The organism is Halostagnicola sp. A-GB9-2 (assembly GCF_030068615.1).
In the GTDB taxonomy this organism is placed as follows: domain Archaea; phylum Halobacteriota; class Halobacteria; order Halobacteriales; family Natrialbaceae; genus Halostagnicola.
Genome location: NZ_JASJOC010000002.1, coordinates 295,627 through 309,944, shown reverse-complemented (window position 1 = coordinate 309,944; position 14,318 = coordinate 295,627). Strand labels below are relative to the sequence as shown.

At 61.6% G+C, this 14,318-nt stretch carries 20 protein-coding genes and 2 tRNA genes; 9 read left to right on the top strand and 13 right to left on the bottom strand.

Going from position 1 to position 14,318, the window contains the following annotated elements; translation table 11 throughout:
• Positions 1 to 8: 8 nt before the first annotated feature.
• From QNM96_RS07040 to QNM96_RS07000, 9 genes are all read right to left on the bottom strand, one after another.
• A complete protein-coding gene (locus QNM96_RS07040; RefSeq protein WP_283835336.1) occupies positions 9 to 407 on the bottom strand; it encodes a 30S ribosomal protein S9 in 399 nt (132 codons plus the stop codon).
• Complete coding sequence (locus QNM96_RS07035; protein WP_283835334.1) at positions 401 to 850, bottom strand: 50S ribosomal protein L13; 450 nt, start codon at positions 848 to 850, stop codon at positions 401 to 403. The genes QNM96_RS07040 and QNM96_RS07035 overlap by 7 nt, the downstream gene beginning before the upstream one ends.
• Positions 847 to 1,200, bottom strand: coding sequence for a 50S ribosomal protein L18e (locus QNM96_RS07030; RefSeq protein ID WP_049952953.1), 354 nt, complete (start codon positions 1,198 to 1,200; stop codon positions 847 to 849). Before QNM96_RS07030 ends, QNM96_RS07035 begins: the two co-directional genes overlap by 4 nt.
• A 59-nt stretch (positions 1,201 to 1,259) precedes the next feature.
• A tRNA-Leu gene (locus QNM96_RS07025) sits at positions 1,260 to 1,344 on the bottom strand.
• Between the two features lie 134 nt (positions 1,345 to 1,478).
• Positions 1,479 to 2,228, bottom strand: coding sequence for a DNA-directed RNA polymerase subunit D (locus tag QNM96_RS07020; protein WP_283835332.1), 750 nt, complete (start codon positions 2,226 to 2,228; stop codon positions 1,479 to 1,481).
• Between the two features lie 4 nt (positions 2,229 to 2,232).
• On the bottom strand, positions 2,233 to 2,619 hold the full coding sequence (locus QNM96_RS07015) for a 30S ribosomal protein S11 (protein WP_283835330.1): 387 nt from the start codon (positions 2,617 to 2,619) through the stop codon (positions 2,233 to 2,235).
• Between the two features lies 1 nt (position 2,620).
• The gene (locus QNM96_RS07010; RefSeq protein WP_283835328.1) at positions 2,621 to 3,142 is read right to left on the bottom strand and encodes a 30S ribosomal protein S4; all 522 of its coding nucleotides are present in this window, start codon (positions 3,140 to 3,142) and stop codon (positions 2,621 to 2,623) included.
• On the bottom strand, positions 3,142 to 3,663 hold the full coding sequence (locus tag QNM96_RS07005; protein ID WP_283835326.1) for a 30S ribosomal protein S13: 522 nt from the start codon (positions 3,661 to 3,663) through the stop codon (positions 3,142 to 3,144). Before QNM96_RS07005 ends, QNM96_RS07010 begins: the two co-directional genes overlap by 1 nt.
• A 70-nt stretch (positions 3,664 to 3,733) precedes the next feature.
• Positions 3,734 to 3,816 (bottom strand) — tRNA-Ser (locus QNM96_RS07000).
• A gap of 301 nt (positions 3,817 to 4,117) precedes the next feature.
• Between QNM96_RS07000 and QNM96_RS06995 the strand changes: the two genes are divergently transcribed.
• From QNM96_RS06995 to QNM96_RS06985, 3 genes are read left to right on the top strand one after another with little or no spacing between them, the layout of a single operon-like run.
• Positions 4,118 to 5,095: a DUF4129 domain-containing protein gene (locus tag QNM96_RS06995; protein ID WP_283835324.1), complete on the top strand. Its 978-nt coding sequence runs from the start codon at positions 4,118 to 4,120 to the stop codon at positions 5,093 to 5,095.
• Positions 5,092 to 7,056 (top strand): DUF58 domain-containing protein, encoded by a 1,965-nt coding sequence (locus QNM96_RS06990; protein ID WP_283835323.1) that lies wholly within the window; start codon positions 5,092 to 5,094, stop codon positions 7,054 to 7,056. Before QNM96_RS06995 ends, QNM96_RS06990 begins: the two co-directional genes overlap by 4 nt.
• Positions 7,053 to 7,586: a hypothetical protein gene (locus tag QNM96_RS06985; RefSeq protein WP_283835322.1), complete on the top strand. Its 534-nt coding sequence runs from the start codon at positions 7,053 to 7,055 to the stop codon at positions 7,584 to 7,586. The genes QNM96_RS06990 and QNM96_RS06985 overlap by 4 nt, the downstream gene beginning before the upstream one ends.
• A 32-nt stretch (positions 7,587 to 7,618) precedes the next feature.
• Here the strand turns inward: QNM96_RS06985 and moaA are convergent, their stop codons facing one another.
• Positions 7,619 to 8,650 carry a GTP 3',8-cyclase MoaA gene (gene moaA, locus QNM96_RS06980; protein ID WP_283835321.1) on the bottom strand — a complete coding sequence of 344 codons (1,032 nt, stop codon included), beginning with the start codon at positions 8,648 to 8,650 and terminating at the stop codon, positions 7,619 to 7,621.
• Between the two features lie 140 nt (positions 8,651 to 8,790).
• Between moaA and QNM96_RS06975 the strand changes: the two genes are divergently transcribed.
• The gene (locus tag QNM96_RS06975) at positions 8,791 to 9,495 is read left to right on the top strand and encodes a helix-turn-helix domain-containing protein (RefSeq protein WP_283835320.1); all 705 of its coding nucleotides are present in this window, start codon (positions 8,791 to 8,793) and stop codon (positions 9,493 to 9,495) included.
• A 54-nt stretch (positions 9,496 to 9,549) separates the two neighbouring features.
• A complete protein-coding gene (locus QNM96_RS06970) occupies positions 9,550 to 9,780 on the top strand; it encodes a hypothetical protein (RefSeq protein ID WP_283835318.1) in 231 nt (76 codons plus the stop codon).
• 163 nt (positions 9,781 to 9,943) lie between these two features.
• On the opposite strand, the gene QNM96_RS06965 is transcribed toward QNM96_RS06970, so the two are convergent.
• The 3 genes from QNM96_RS06965 to QNM96_RS06955 all read right to left on the bottom strand — a co-directional run bounded on the left by QNM96_RS06965 (position 9,944) and on the right by QNM96_RS06955 (position 11,770).
• The gene (locus QNM96_RS06965; RefSeq protein ID WP_283835317.1) at positions 9,944 to 10,522 is read right to left on the bottom strand and encodes an NAD(P)/FAD-dependent oxidoreductase; all 579 of its coding nucleotides are present in this window, start codon (positions 10,520 to 10,522) and stop codon (positions 9,944 to 9,946) included.
• A gap of 133 nt (positions 10,523 to 10,655) precedes the next feature.
• Entirely contained in the window at positions 10,656 to 10,862 is a 207-nt protein-coding gene (locus QNM96_RS06960; RefSeq protein ID WP_283835316.1) for a hypothetical protein, read from the bottom strand.
• 107 nt (positions 10,863 to 10,969) lie between these two features.
• Entirely contained in the window at positions 10,970 to 11,770 is an 801-nt protein-coding gene (locus tag QNM96_RS06955) for an NAD(P)-dependent oxidoreductase (RefSeq protein ID WP_283835315.1), read from the bottom strand.
• 153 nt (positions 11,771 to 11,923) lie between these two features.
• Here QNM96_RS06955 and QNM96_RS06950 point away from each other — a divergent pair, with 153 nt between their 5' ends.
• From QNM96_RS06950 to QNM96_RS06935, 4 genes are all read left to right on the top strand, one after another.
• Positions 11,924 to 12,298, top strand: a complete 375-nt coding sequence (locus QNM96_RS06950; protein ID WP_283835313.1) for a 2Fe-2S iron-sulfur cluster-binding protein — start codon at positions 11,924 to 11,926, stop codon at positions 12,296 to 12,298.
• Between the two features lie 40 nt (positions 12,299 to 12,338).
• Positions 12,339 to 12,773 (top strand): DUF393 domain-containing protein, encoded by a 435-nt coding sequence (locus tag QNM96_RS06945; RefSeq protein WP_283835311.1) that lies wholly within the window; start codon positions 12,339 to 12,341, stop codon positions 12,771 to 12,773.
• A gap of 155 nt (positions 12,774 to 12,928) precedes the next feature.
• Positions 12,929 to 13,585, top strand: a complete 657-nt coding sequence (gene dps, locus QNM96_RS06940) for a DNA protection during starvation protein (protein WP_283835310.1) — start codon at positions 12,929 to 12,931, stop codon at positions 13,583 to 13,585.
• Positions 13,586 to 13,696: 111 nt separating this feature from the next.
• A complete protein-coding gene (locus QNM96_RS06935; RefSeq protein ID WP_283835309.1) occupies positions 13,697 to 14,146 on the top strand; it encodes an SRPBCC domain-containing protein in 450 nt (149 codons plus the stop codon).
• The last annotated feature ends 172 nt before the right edge of the window (positions 14,147 to 14,318 follow it).

Genomic DNA, 14,318 nt, shown 5'->3' with positions numbered 1-14,318 from the left:
GAATCACCTTAGCGGTACGATTTCTGGTAGCGGGCCCGAGCGCCCGGGCCGCCCCACTTTTTGGGTTCGGACTGTCGAACGTCGTTGACGAGCAACGAGCGATCGAACTCCAGGTACGCGTCGCGGAGTTCAGCGTCGTTCGAATGCTGAACGATGCCGCGTGCGATGGCGGTTCGGACGGCGTCTGCCTGTCCGCTGATTCCGCCACCCTCGACGCGAACGTCGATGTCGACCCCGCTTCGGAGGTCGTCACCAGCGATACGGAACGGTTCGAGCATCTTGAGCCGGGACATTTCCGGCTCGACCAGCTCGACCGGCTGGGAGTTGATTCTGACACGACCCTCGCCGTCCTGTACGGTTGCGCGAGCGACGGCAGTCTTCTTTTTACCACTTGTGTTCGTTACCATGTGACGTTAGCACCTAACTGTTCTGCGACTTCGTGAAGGTGAACGAAGCGGATGTTCGAGAGGCGATCGAGCGACGTATCCTCGAGAATCTCCGCCTCGTGGTCGTCGTTGTGTTCGTAGGGGTTGCCGACGTAGACGCGAACGCTTTCGAACGCCTCGCGACCGCGTGGCTTCTTGTGTGGCAACATCCCTCGGATGGATCGCTTGAAGATCATGTCTGGACGACGTGGGTACGAAGGATCCTTATCCGAACTGAGCTGGGTCCGCGTCCGGTAGTTGTCGAAGACGTCCTCTCTGTCGCCGGTGATGACCGCATCTTCGGCGTTGACCACGGCAACGGTCTCGCCGTCAAGCGCACGCTGTGCGACCTGACTGGCGACGCGACCGAGGATACAGTCTCGGGCATCGACGACGACGTCTGCATCGAACTCTGCGTAGCTCATGCGATCACCCGGACGTTGCTTCCTTCTGGGTTTTCTTCGAGCACTTGCTCGAGCGGTACTGGCTCGCCGACCTGGTCGATCTTCGTCTCTGCCGACGACGAGAAGTCGACGGCGGCGACGGTGACGTTTTTCTGCAGTGCGCCCGAACCCAGCACTTTGCCGGGAACGACGACTGTCTCTTCTTCTCGTGCGTATCGTTCGATGCGACCCAGGTTCACTTCCGCGTGACTCCGTCGGGGTTTCTCGAGACGATCCGCGATATCACGCCAGACATCTGCGTCCGCGCTACGCGAGGCGGACTTCAGCTCGGCGATAAGATCGTTGAGCCTCGGATTGGTTTTACTACTCATTGGTGTCCTCCAAATACTGCAAAGCTGGGATTCTCGACGTGAGAATCCCGAAGAAGTGATGCAGGGAGCAGGATTTGAACCTGCGGACTCCTACGAGACAGCGCCCTGAACGCTGCGCCGTTGGCCTGACTTGGCTATCCCTGCCCGCACTTCCATCTACCCCTCGCCCCTTCAAACCCCTTTCGATTCGAGTGACTGCAGGCGCGCCGCTCTCGTAGCGTACGGCGGCGGCGGCCATCGTCTGGGTGTGAGAGAGTTGGGGTAGTGTCATCCGTTGATTATAGCTGTACTGCTTCTTCGAGTTCCGTCGCGCGAGCCTCGAGCGATTCGACGGCTCGGGTGACGAGTTCGTCGACGGTAAACGAGCCGTCGGTTTCGACGTGGAAGACGAAGGCGTTCGGCACGTCTTCGACGCTGACTTCCTTGCCGGGATACCGGTTTGACAGATCGTCGTCGAATTCGCTCGTCGGGACCAACTCGCCGTCGTCCTCGATCACGCCGCGAACGATCTGGGACCGTTCGTCCTCGAACTCGGGAAGGTCGCCTTCGACTTCCACGCGCTGGAGATGTCGGTAACCGACCGCCACGCCGCCTTGATGTTTGGCGTGGTCTTTCCCGCGTTCGATGAGGGCGTCGGCCTCGGCTTCGAGACGCTGATCGTCTTTGAGATCGATGATCGGAACGTTGTCCTCGGCCGGCTGGACGAGGCTGTCACTCGAGACGAGATCGCCCGAGTATGCGGTTCCTGGCCCTTCGACGTCGATCGAGAGCGTGACGGTATCGCCGTCAACGAACTCGCCTTCTGGTGGGGTCGTCAGCGGGACGAGCCCGAGTCGAAGTGCGAGCTGTTCGTCGAACATCACCGATGAGTTCTCGATGAATCGCACTTCGTCGATAGCCATCGTCGGCACGTCGGCGACCATCGCTCGACGGAGGCCGTTTGCGAACGCGGGTGTGACTCCGCGGACGAGGAATCTGGCTTTTCGATCCCCGGTTTCGACGAACTCGACGTCGTACTCTTCTGTCATGGGTTTAGTAACCGCCTTTGCCTTTCGGTGCACGCGATCCGTCGTGCGGGATCGGCGTGACGTCTTCGATGCGACCGATCTCGATGCCGGAGCGGGCGAGCGCGCGAATCGTCGCCTGTGCGCCGGGACCGGGTGACTTCTGTAGGTTGCCACCTGGGCCGCGAACGCGGACGTGAAGGCCCGTGATACCGGCGGCTTTGACTTCTTCAGCGACCCCTTCGGCCATCTGCATGGCGGCGTACGGCGACGCTTCGTCGCGGTTTTGCTTGACCGCGGTCCCACCAGAGGACTTCGCGATCGTCTCCGCGCCCGTGAGGTCGGTCACGGTCATGATGGTGTTGTTGAACGATGCGTGTACGTGGGCAACGCCCCATTTTTCGTCGTCTGCCATGTTATTGTCCCTCCGCTCGTTCCGGGTGCAGTTCGTCCGCGAGTGGACTGTTCTCGTCGAACTCGATGTCGTCTTCCTCGTCGATGTCGACGACGTAGGACGGCACCGTGTGTCGACGGTCGTCGACCTTCACGTGGCCGTGACCGATGAACTGGCGCGCCTGCTGTGGCGTGTTTGCCAGTCCGTTTCGGTAGACGAGCGTCTGCAGACGACGCTCGAGGACATCCTCGATTTCCAGTGAGAGGATATCGCCGAGTTCGTCCGCTTCGTCGAGGTAGCCGACACGTGCGAGCCGACCGAGGAACTCCTCGGTACGGCGGGCGACGACTTCGTCGTCGGCAGACTGTGCGAGCAGGTCACGAGCCTCGCGTCGGTAGGAGCGAAGCTGGGACTGTGCACGCCAGAGTTCTTCTTTGTTCGCCAGTCCGTAGCGGTCGAGCAGCGAGTGTTCGCTCGCGATACGCTCGCCCTGATACGGATGGTTCGGCGTTTCGTAATTTTTGGTGTTGGTTCCGAGTGGCATTATTCGTCATCCTCCTCGGCGGCAGCTTCCTCTGCCTGCTCTTCTCGGATTTCTTCGACGTTGACTCCGATGGTCCCCTCGGTACGGCCCGTGGACTTGGTTCGCTGACCGCGAACCTTCTGGCCCCGCTTGTGGCGGGCGCCTTTGTAGGAGTCGATCATCTTCATCCGGTTGATATCTTGCTGTCGAGTCAACTGGAGGTCATTGCCGATCTCGTGGGTGGTTTCGCCGGTGTAGAAGTCTCGCTGGCGGTTCGTGAGCCACTCAGGGACTTCATCGGCGTAGTTTTCGACGAGTTCGACGACCTCTTCGATGACATCTTCGTCGAGGCGACCGAAGGTTGCGGTCCGGTCGACCTTGGCTTCCTCCGCGATGATACGGGCGGTCCGTCGACCGACTCCGTTCAGTTCGGACAGGGACCGTTCGACGGATTTCGTCCCGTCGAGGTCGGCCTGGCCGATGCGGACGAAGTACTGAAGATCTTCATCGTCCTCTTGTTCTTGTGGTTCTTCCTCGCTCATATGTCGTGTATCTCTGTCTTTCGTTCGCGTACTGCGGACTGACGCAAGCGCGTCAGTGATGTGTATCCGACGTCGTGGCGGGGATTTGAACCCCGGAGGCTTGACGCCACATGGTTAGCAACCATGCGCCTTGGGCCGCTTGGCTACCACGACACCGTGTCTCGTATTATCGCCCTTCCGGACTCGGGGACTCGTCCCCTACACGTATCGCATTGGTTGCTACCCTCGTCGGGTACTTAAGGGCAACGAAAGGAACTGCACGAAGGGCCCGCCCGCTCGAGCCGACGCCGTCTTCGTCCGGTAACTCATACTGCCGGCTGTACCTCTGTGAAGATTCTCGCACCCCTGGGGCGACGAGAATGGTGAACGACGTACAGTCGTCAGTATCAATCGTTCTGGCATTGGTGTGAACCAATTGAACTTATTGTGGTCGAACCGAAAGGCGCAGTAACTGGTGTCCCGAAACGATCTCGCCCTCCGAGTCGGTGCCGCGCTGGTCGCCATCGTCGCTATCGGACTGGCCGCAGCCACTGTCCGTTCTCCCATCGAAACCGGCGGATCCGGTGGATCAGGCGGGGGAAGTGGGACCGGAACTGGCTCCGGGAACGGACCAGCGCAACCGGGAGTCGGCGGTGAAGGCGTCCCACAATTTTTCGAGTACCTCGTCTACGCGTTACTCGTTATCGTCGCGATAGCGCTCGCCTGGTACCTGCTCTTCCATCGGCGAGAGCTCCTCCGATTGGCTGCTGTCGTCGTCGCGGCGTGTATCGTTCTCGTTGTACTGGTGTGGCTGTTCACCGAGTTCGGTCCCGAACCGAGCTTCGAACTCTCGAACGAGACAGTCGACGAACCGGCTGCGGAAGGCGGCGGTGATCCCGGCGAAGGAGAAGGGGACACCACCCCAATTTCGCTCGCTCCATTGCTGGGTGTGCTGGGAGTCATCACCGCTATCTTTGTCGGCGCACTCGTGCTCACGAGCCGGCGATCCGACGAGGACGAGCTCGCCGCTGAGGCAAAGTCAGCTCTCGAGGGCGAAGACGACGCCGAGCAGGCCGCCGTCGGCAAAGCGGCCGGGCGAGCTGCGACGCGGATCGAAGCGACTGACGAGGACGGAATAGATAACGAAGTGTACCGCGCGTGGGAGGAGATGACCGGACTTCTCGAGGTCGATCGGCCGGAGACGAGTACGCCACGGGAGTTCGCGGATGCGGCGATAGACGCTGGGCTAGCCCGCCACCACGTCGAAGACCTCACACGGTTGTTCGAGGACGTCCGTTACGGTGGCACGGAGACGACCGACGAGATGGAAGACCGCGCCGTTTCGGTTCTCCGACAGATCGAAACGGAGTACGCGGTGGATGGGGCCCCGGACGAGCACCCGAATGGGGGCGCTGGAGCGACGGCGACGGAATTCGGGGGTGACCAGCGATGAGCGTCCGAACCGGGTGGCTCGCGCTCGGCGTCGTCACGTTCCTCGGCGCATTAATCGTCCTCACTGGAGTCTATAGCGTCGGTATCGGCCAGGGCTCACTTATCGTGGTCGGCTGTGGACTCTTGCTTGGCGGCGTCTCCGCGCTCTCTCGTCGACGCGGTGTCAGAGAACAAACTGGAACGCCGGATCCCGAACGAACCTATCATGTCCCAACGCCGGGGACCTCGCTCAGAGAAACGATCGGTCAGTTCCGTCAGGCGACTGGAGACTACACCGTCATGAGTCGGCGGTTCGTCGACGGACTCCGCGGCGGTGTCGTTGCAGTCCTCACGAGGTTCGAAGGCCATTCCGTCGAGGAGGCGACGACACAACTCGAGACCGGCGAGTGGACGGCTGACAAGGAGGCGGCCGCCTTTCTCTCCGAATCAGTCGACCGACCGTCGCGCCCGCTCCGGAAGCGACTCGCAGCCGCGCTCGACCGAGAAACGATGTTCCGTGTCGGTATCCGCCGTGCCGGGGCGAGCATCGCTGTTGTCGGGTACGGGAGAGAATCAGCTCGTTCGGTTCCGGATTCGCTCCCGAAATACGAGGAAGCCGACGAGGACGAACGAAACTCACGAACGACGACCAAACAGATAACGGGCACCGAACAGTCCCGTCGACGATCGACCGAGTACTGGACCGGCGTCGGTGCCGTTGCCCTGTTCGCGGTCGGTCTCGGCGTTCTGGCGGAGTCGTCTGCCGTCGTCCTCGCCGGCGTTGTCGGCGTCGGCTACGCCGGCTTCGCCCGGGCCTTCGAGCCGCCGGTCCCCGAAATCGACCTCGAGCGGACGCTCGGAACGGAGGAGCCGGAGCCGGGCGATGAGGTCGACGTCGAACTGACAGTGACCAACGAGAGTGGCCGATTACTTCCGGACGTCAGACTCATCGACGGCGTTCCGGCGGGTCTCAACGTCACCGACGGGGCGGCACGGGTCGGAACCGCGTTGCGTCCAGGCGAATCGGTCACGCTGGAGTACACCGTCACCGCCCGTCGCGGTACGCACGACTTCGATCCCGCGCTCGTGCTCACGCGTGATCTCTCCCGCTCGACCGAGCAAGAGTTCTATATCGAGTGCGAGACGACGGTCGCCTCGAATCCCGTACTGCGCCCCATCGCATCAGCGGTGCCGCTTCGAGCGACCGCGGCGTCGTTTTCCGGTCGCCTCCAGACGGCCGACGGGGGATCGGGGACCACCTTCCACTCAGTCAGAGAGTACCGCCGAAACGACCCGCTCAACCGAATCGACTGGAATCGCCACGCGCGGACCGGCGAACTCGCGACGCTCGAGTTTCACGAGGAACGTGCCGCACGGGTCGTTGTTTTGCTCGACACCCGGAAGGCGTCCTATCTCGCGCCGACGCCCGACGAACGACACGCCGTCGATCGGTCAGTGGCGGCGGCAGGACGAACGGCCGCGACGCTCCTCGAAAACGGCGATACCGTCGGTCTCGCCGCAATAGGTCCGAGTCGATCGACGAAACCCGCCACCTCTTCAACCCACGATCCTTGCTGGCTGGCACCGGGAGCGGGACGGCACCACCGAGTCCAGTTCGAGCAGTTGCTCGCATCGCATCCGCAGTTCTCGCCCGTTCCGCCGGAACGAGAGACCCACTGGTACGGACAGCTTCGAACGCTCCGTCGGCGGTTCACCTCGGAAACACAGGTTCTTCTGTTTTCACCGCTGTGTGATCCGGAGAGCCTCGAAATCGCCCAGCGGTTGGAGGCACACGGACATCCGGTGACCGTCGTCTCCCCCGATCCGACGGCCGAGCGGACGACTGCCCAGCAGCTGGCTCGAGTCGGCAGGCGGATCAGGCGGTTTGACCTCCAGCGGGCGGGGATTCCCGTCGTCGATTGGGGCCCCGAAGAGACAATCGATGAAGTGTTCGCGCGCATGCACGCAGGTGATCAGCGATGAACGAACTCACGCGCCAGCCCACCACGCTCTCCGGATCGGTCGCAGTCGCCGGTGCGGTTGTCGCAGTGCTCGCCGCCGGCATCGGATCGGGATACGGGCTCGGCATCGGGTTCCTCGGACTGGCCACCCTCGCGTTCGGACTCATTCGAGGACATCGCGGTGCCATCGACATCGGCTCGCTGACGATCTTTGTCGGCGTCGTCGTCAGCGGATTACAGGGAGAATCCGTCGAGCTGACCGTCCTCGCAACTATCGGTGTCGTTCTCGCGTGGGATCTCGGTCAGGACGCGACGGATCTGGGCGAGCAACTCGGGCGGGAAGCCGAAACGAGACGGCTCGAGGCGGTCCACATAATCTCGAGTATCCTGATCGGCCTCGTCGCGGCGACGGTCGGTTACGGAGTCTATATCTTCGCATCTGACGGCCAACCCGTTGCGGGCGTCGTCTTGTTGGTCCTGGCGGCGGCGTTTCTCGTCGTGGCCCTCGGATCGAGTCACCGGCGAAACAACTGGAAGGGGAGAAATCGGTAGCTTCGCAGGAAGTTGGTTCGGCGGCTATTTAGTTAGTTGCTCGCCGTCGACACGTCGGGACCGTCGTCCAGGTACTTCTCGTTGACGACCCAGTGTCCGTCCTCGTTCTTGACCATGTACTCGCCGTAGTAGGGTACCCGACTGTCGACGACGTCGTGAAAGGCGTCGCGAATTTCGGGCTTGGACATTTCGCCCATCGGCTTGAGGTCGTCGTTGCGATTGAGACAGCCCTTGAGATACCCCTCGTGAGTGACCCGTACCCGGTGACAGTTCGCACAAAACGTCGGGTTCTCGACGGGGTCGACGATTTCGACCATTCCCCGGCCGCGTTCGGACGAACTTGCGCTCCCGTCGCCCGAGTCTCCGTTGCTAATCCAGTAGCGTTTCCGGTCGTGCATCTCTCGGTGTTCGACCTCGTCGGCCTGTTCTTCGAGCCAGCCGTGGACGCGCTCGATGTCGATCGCCCACTCCGGCTTGCCGGTCAGCTCGGGCATGTACTCGATAAGCTGGAGCTGGAGACCCTCGTTTTCGGCGACGTGGTCGACCATTTCGGGGACGTACCCCGCCGTGTGTTCGAAGACGACCATGTTGAGTTTAACCGGATCCAGTCCGGCCTCGAGCGCCGCGTCGACGCCTTCGAGGACCTTGTCGTAGGCCCCGCTCTTGGTGACCGCGGCGAAGTCGTCCGGATCGAGCGCGTCCTGGGAAACGTTGACCCGCTCGAGTCCCGCGTCGACGAGGTCAGGCGCACGCCCGGGGAGAAACGTGCCGTTGGTCGTCAGCGAGACTTCCATCGAATCGGGCGTGCGGGAGATGATTTCCTCTAGATCCTGGCGAAGCATCGGTTCGCCGCCGGTGAACTTCACTGCGTCTACGTCGAACTCTTCGGCGACTTCGAGAAATCGAACCACGTCGTCGGTCCCCATCTCGTCGTCCTGTGGATCCATCGGTCCACGGGTATCGCCCAGCCCTTCGTTGTGACAGTAGACACAATCGAAATTACACCGATCGGTGAGTGAAACGCGAACCCCAGTGACGTCGCGTCCGAACTCGTCGGTGAGCATACTCGTCCCTTGCAGACGGATCCGCTTAAAGACGCCGGGAAATACCGAAACACGTAACCAAAATAGGTTTCTCCCTTCAAAAGTCCGACGACCGTTCGCCAGGGGAGTCCTTCTTGAGTGTAGTCGTCGTAGTTCGGTGCATGAGTACGATTGCGGAACTAACGATCCCTGCTGATGAATTCGCGCTCCGCGAGACGCTCGAGTCGGTCGACGATGTCTCGGTCGAAATCGAACGCGTCGTCGCTCACGGTCCCGATCACGTCATGCCCTACGTCTGGATTTCAGGGACCGAATCGTCGATGGCGGGGATCGACGAGCTGCTCGAGGAAGATCCGAGCGTCGACGAAAGCGACCTTCTTACCGATCTCGGCGACGAACGACTGTATCGACTGAGCTGGATCGACGACGTAACGGTGATCGTTCACATCCTCACCGAGGAGAAGGCCACAATCTTGCAGGCCGCGAGCGAAGGACGGTGGTGGCAGTTCCGAGTCCTCTTTCCCGAACGCGAGTCGCTGGCTAACACCTACGACTTCGCGACCGAGCAGGGATTCTCGCTGGATATTCAGAAGATCCACCAGTTAGACGAGGGGCGGCAAGGCCGCTACGGATTGACGGACGCCCAGTACGAAACGCTGGTCGCGGCGCTCGAGGGTGGCTACTACGAAATCCCTCGAAACGTCGATATGGAGTCGCTCTCGAACGATCTCGATATTTCACACCAGGCCTTATCCGAACGACTTCGACGCGCGCATCGGTCACTGGTCGAAGAGGCGGTCACGATCGGTCACGGCGAGGAGGACTCGGAAGCGGCTAAGGGAATCGAACCCGACGCGACCAATTAACGGGACCGGGAGATCGACACAAGACATACCACCGAACGGACTGTACGAGCGAGTATGAACGAGGATATGCTCGAGGACCAGCGCCAACTCGTTGCTCTACTGAGCGAGGAAGGCTGGGACGTCACCGATCTCGAACTCTCAGCCTACGACAGTCCGTGGGAGGATTCGAACGATCCCGAGGCGACCATCACGATCACTGCCCGAAAACCGTACGGAGACGACGAATCCGGGAGCGAAGGTGACGGGGCGGGAGACGAGGACGACAACCCATTCAGGGTGAAATAATCGTCTCGGACGCCTCTTCTAGAGGGCGTCTCGAGCGTCCGAAAGACTCCCCGGACAAACGCACCGAGAGATGCGTTCTCCCGAACGACAACGAGACCAACGCGACTCGCCATGGCGCTTTAGCGCGGGGAGATATCAAAAGAACTCGAAGCGACGGATTAGATCATTCGGCCATCGAGTCGAACGTCGCGTCGGCGTCGGCCGGAACGTCGAAGTCGTGGAAGTTCTCGCCCTTCTCTTTCGAGAGGATGTTCAACGCGGCCGCAGCGCCGTCGCCCGCGGAGATCACCGCCTGCCACTCCTCGGGTCGGCCCATGGCTCCCGTCGCGTAGGCGTCGTCGATGCTGGTCTCCATCGTGATATCGACGTCGACGACATCGCCGTCGAACTCGACGCCGAGCGAGGAGGCGAGGTCGCGGTTCGCACCCGTCGCGAGCACCACGTAGTCGGATTCGAACTCCTCGTCTTCGGTCTCGACGACGAATCCGTCGTCGGCCTCGGAAACGTCGGTCACTTCCTCGCCCTGTCGAAGCTCGACGCCGAAACTATCGACCTGCCGACGAGCGGTCTTCATGAACGCCGTTCCGTCCTCCGAACCGATTCCGAGGTAGTTGAACAGGTGGGCCTTGTGCATCCACGTTGCGTCGGTATCGAAGACAGTCGTCTCGAGGCCGTTTTTCTGTGTGAACAATGCCGCACTCAAGCCGGCGGGGCCGCCGCCGACGACGATTACGTCTGTCATAGCAGTTGCTACTACAGGCCTCACCGTGGTTAGCTGTTGGCGTCACCACCACAGCCTGCCGCATGGGAACGGGTCGGGAGAAAGGGAGTGTTCCGACGACTCGGCGGTCGGAGCGGACGACCGGCGAATCGTCTTACGGACCGCCGTAATCCGGTTTCCAGCCGCGTCGGGCCGGCTCGCCGTCGCTCGAGGCGAATACGCGGTAGAGAACGTACCCGACGACGATCATCGGGAGCAACGGTAACAACAGGATGGCGATCAGAATCGCGACGATATACCCGAGTGCCGACATCTCGAAGTTCGATGTGTACCCCGTCGATTCGGATACGTCGGTGGACATACGTGACAGTTGGGGCCCCACAGTAATCCCCTTTTCGAAGCCAGCGAGCACTTGTGGCCGTCGATATGGGGGAATGGGTTTGAATTGGGTGCCGTTGCAACCGCTTACTATCCCGTCTCGAGCCCCTTTCGTCCCGATTCGTCCTCGTCGAGCACGTCGCTCGAATCGTCCTGCGGGCGATACTCGAGACTCATCAGCGTCTCGGACAGCGACAGGAACCGACCCGAGTTTTGCGAGATTCCGTGAGCCACGACCGGCGAGCGCTCGAGTGCGCTGGTCGCGGCCCGGTGGATCACCCGCTGGCAGTCCTCTGGACTGAGCCACATCGCTCGGGCGTACCGTTCGCCGGCACCGTCGCGTCCGTCGCATTCTTTGCGAAGCTCCTCGCGGGTGAGGAGCCAGCCGATCCGGAGGTGGACGACGTCTATTCCCTCACGGGCGGCGTAGTAATCCCCTATCGCTTCGCCGAAGACCTTCGTGACCCCGTAATAGGTGTCCGGATCCGGCGGATCGTCGGGACGGACGATGGTCGGATTGCCGACGGTCGATTCGGGGCGGATCGACGAGACGGTGTTTCGCATGTTGACCGCGTGGTTCGAACTCGCGAAAACGACGCGCTCTACGTCGTTCTCGACCGCGGCCTCGTAGGCGTTGTAGAGCCCGTCGATGTTGGGTCCCGAGACCTCGTCCCACTCGGCTCGCGGATCCGGATTCGCCGCGAGGTGAATTAGCACGTCCTCGTCGGAAAGTGCGTCGACGAACGCCGATCGATCCTCGATTTCGAGTGGCGTCGTCTCGAGGTCCTCGGTCTCGCTGTGGGAGAACAACGTCAGCGAGTCGTCGGGAAACGTCTGGATCGCTTCTCGGCCGACTCGTCCCGATGCACCCGTGATCGCGATGTTGGCCATGAGGCAGGGACACGCGCTACGGAGAAAGAAGACGGGTTGGCGTGTGCTGGGAACGGATCGGGCGAAGGCAGCGGCTCGTGGCAAGCGAACGTCCTCGAGTTGCCGATTCCGGCAACAGGCATTTTGCTCTCGTCCCAATCATAGCAAGTAGCCGTGACCGAACCCGCGACCTGGACCGTCGAACTCCGTGTTCCGGACGAAGCCGATCTGGACGCCGCGGGCGAGTCCCGCACGCTCGAGGTTCGCGAGGACCAATCGATCCTCGCGGCCGCCCGGTCGGCTGGCATCTGGCTGTCCGCCGACTGCCAGCAGGGGTGGTGTATCACCTGCGCGGCGAAACTCCTCGAAGGAGAGGTCGATCACAGTAACGCAAAACGATACTATCCCAGCGACGATGAGGCAGGATTCGTCCTCACCTGCGTCGGACAACCTCGATCGGACCTCGTGCTCGAGGTCGAACAGTACGACGAACTCCTGAGACACCGCGCCGAACACGACAAGCCCCCGGGTCGATCCAAGCTCGGGTGAGACGACACCCGTCCGAACTACCAGCAGAAACATACGCGCCATGTCAGAACCCACGTTCACCGGAATCCTCCTCTACGACGGCGACTGTCCGTTCTGCTCGGCGGCCTCGACGGCGATGCGCCAACTCGAGTCCGTCGGCGTCGTTCCGTGGGACGATCCGACCGCACAGGCGTTTCTCGAAGCGCAGTTCGACGATACGCCGTTCGCCCTGTTTTTCGTCGACGGAAACACCGAGGTGGTCTGGGCGGGTCGAGCCGCGGCCGGCGAACTCTGCGACCGCGCCGGGATGCCGGTTCTCGTCCAAGATATCGTCGACGAGAACTACGAACGGTTCGCCGACGCGATTCGAACCGTCTCGGGGCTCGACCGCGACGTTGACCCGTATCACGGCGAGTATCAGCTATCGGAAGGGGCGACGGCGTCGTTCGACGAACTGGCGGCGAACGGAAATCGAACGCACATTCCGGGTGGATAGGGACATCGCTTCCGGGTAACGACGCCGTTTGCGGCTATCGCCAACTCGAGAATGACGCTGACCGATGTTCGCCGCGTTCGATCAAGAACGCTGACTTACCAAACTACCAACCAACAAACATGTATAAGTAGCGGCTAGTGGCAGTAGCCCGTGACATGTCCGACGACAAACCACACGCCGCGGGAAACATCGATGCAGGGGACACGAGTGAACGAGTGGGGATGGCCGTGCTTCGCGAGCGGGGGCTCGATCCCGAGGAGCTTCGAGAGAAACTCCTCGACGCGATCGGTGCCGAGTTCACCACGTACTACTACTACACGAACCTCCGGATGCACCTCGCGGGCCACGAGGACTACAAGGAGATAACCGAGGACGCCCGCCTCGAGGACCGCGCACACTTCGAATTGGTCGCCCCTCGAGTGTACGAACTCGGCGGTTCGCTCCCGAACGATATCCGGGACTTCGCCGATCGGGCCTCCTGTCCCGATGCCGAGATGCCGGTCCCCTACGAAACTGAGGGGTTCGAACTCGACGAACTGACCGCCGAATCGATCCTCGAGGTGTTGCTCGAAGCCGAACGCTGTGCCATCCGCACCTGGTCGGAAATCTGTGACATGACCCAGGGCGTCGATCCGCGGACCTACGATATGGCCCAGCGTATCCTTCAGGAAGAAGTCGAACACGAGGCCTGGTTCGTCGAACTGCTCTCGATGGAGCGCGACGGCGAGATCAACCCGGCGGGCCACTTCGTCCGAGGAGAGCCGGGTGACGCCCCGCTCTCGACGAACCGTCGATTTAACGACAGCGCCTAGGCACACCTCACCCTGCCACCGCCTTCGCCAGTGACTGATCGACTGCTCCGCCGACTCTAACGGCCATTGATAGGCGATAGGCGCATGTTCCGTCGGATGCTACCCTCTCTCATGTTCAATATCGAGGCCTTCGAGGAAATCGACGCCCCGCCTGACGCCGTCTGGGAGGTCCTCCTCGAGTTCGACACGTATCCGGAGTGGAACCCGTTCGTCCGTTCGATAACAGGCCTCCCCGTCGAGGGTGAACGGCTCGAAGTCACGATCCAGCCGCCGGCGTCTCGATCAATGACGTTCACTCCGGACGTCATCGCCGTCGAACCGAATAGACGACTCGCGTGGCGCGGACGGCTCTTCGTTCCGTTCGTGTTCGACGGCTACCACGAATTCCACCTCGAGCCCGTCGGTGACGACAATCGACGAACTCGTTTTCTCCAGCGAGAGACGTTTCGCGGGGCACTCGTCCCGATCCTTCTGGACGAGGACAAGATCATGCGCGGATTCGAAGCAATGAACCGAGCGATCAAAGAACGTGCCGAGCGGCGACTTTCCGTCGAACGGTGATACTGTCGGCTGTACGTCGTTCACGATTCTCGTCCCCCTGGGGCGGCGAGAATCTTCACAGAGGTATAGCCGGCAGTACGAGAAAACCCAACGGCCGGACGACGAAGTCCAATTACCGGGCCGTTATCTGGCGGAAACGATCTGACGCTGAGTGTGACCCGATCCCGACGTT

Excerpts from the sequence above, each read along its gene's own strand:
- QNM96_RS07040 (WP_283835336.1), bottom strand. The coding sequence starts at position 407 with ATGGTAACGAACACAAGTGGTAAAAAGAAGACTGCCGTCGCTCGCGCA.
- QNM96_RS07035 (WP_283835334.1), bottom strand. The coding sequence starts at position 850 with ATGAGCTACGCAGAGTTCGATGCAGACGTCGTCGTCGATGCCCGAGAC.
- QNM96_RS07030 (WP_049952953.1), bottom strand. The coding sequence starts at position 1,200 with ATGAGTAGTAAAACCAATCCGAGGCTCAACGATCTTATCGCCGAGCTG.
- QNM96_RS07020 (WP_283835332.1), bottom strand. The coding sequence starts at position 2,228 with ATGACAGAAGAGTACGACGTCGAGTTCGTCGAAACCGGGGATCGAAAA.
- QNM96_RS07015 (WP_283835330.1), bottom strand. The coding sequence starts at position 2,619 with ATGGCAGACGACGAAAAATGGGGCGTTGCCCACGTACACGCATCGTTC.
- QNM96_RS07010 (WP_283835328.1), bottom strand. The coding sequence starts at position 3,142 with ATGCCACTCGGAACCAACACCAAAAATTACGAAACGCCGAACCATCCG.
- QNM96_RS07005 (WP_283835326.1), bottom strand. The coding sequence starts at position 3,663 with ATGAGCGAGGAAGAACCACAAGAACAAGAGGACGATGAAGATCTTCAG.
- QNM96_RS06990 (WP_283835323.1), top strand. The coding sequence starts at position 5,092 with ATGAGCGTCCGAACCGGGTGGCTCGCGCTCGGCGTCGTCACGTTCCTC.
- QNM96_RS06985 (WP_283835322.1), top strand. The coding sequence starts at position 7,053 with ATGAACGAACTCACGCGCCAGCCCACCACGCTCTCCGGATCGGTCGCA.
- moaA (WP_283835321.1), bottom strand. The coding sequence starts at position 8,650 with ATGCTCACCGACGAGTTCGGACGCGACGTCACTGGGGTTCGCGTTTCA.
- QNM96_RS06975 (WP_283835320.1), top strand. The coding sequence starts at position 8,791 with ATGAGTACGATTGCGGAACTAACGATCCCTGCTGATGAATTCGCGCTC.
- QNM96_RS06970 (WP_283835318.1), top strand. The coding sequence starts at position 9,550 with ATGAACGAGGATATGCTCGAGGACCAGCGCCAACTCGTTGCTCTACTG.
- QNM96_RS06965 (WP_283835317.1), bottom strand. The coding sequence starts at position 10,522 with ATGACAGACGTAATCGTCGTCGGCGGCGGCCCCGCCGGCTTGAGTGCG.
- QNM96_RS06960 (WP_283835316.1), bottom strand. The coding sequence starts at position 10,862 with ATGTCCACCGACGTATCCGAATCGACGGGGTACACATCGAACTTCGAG.
- QNM96_RS06955 (WP_283835315.1), bottom strand. The coding sequence starts at position 11,770 with ATGGCCAACATCGCGATCACGGGTGCATCGGGACGAGTCGGCCGAGAA.
- QNM96_RS06945 (WP_283835311.1), top strand. The coding sequence starts at position 12,339 with ATGTCAGAACCCACGTTCACCGGAATCCTCCTCTACGACGGCGACTGT.
- dps (WP_283835310.1), top strand. The coding sequence starts at position 12,929 with ATGTCCGACGACAAACCACACGCCGCGGGAAACATCGATGCAGGGGAC.
- QNM96_RS06935 (WP_283835309.1), top strand. The coding sequence starts at position 13,697 with ATGTTCAATATCGAGGCCTTCGAGGAAATCGACGCCCCGCCTGACGCC.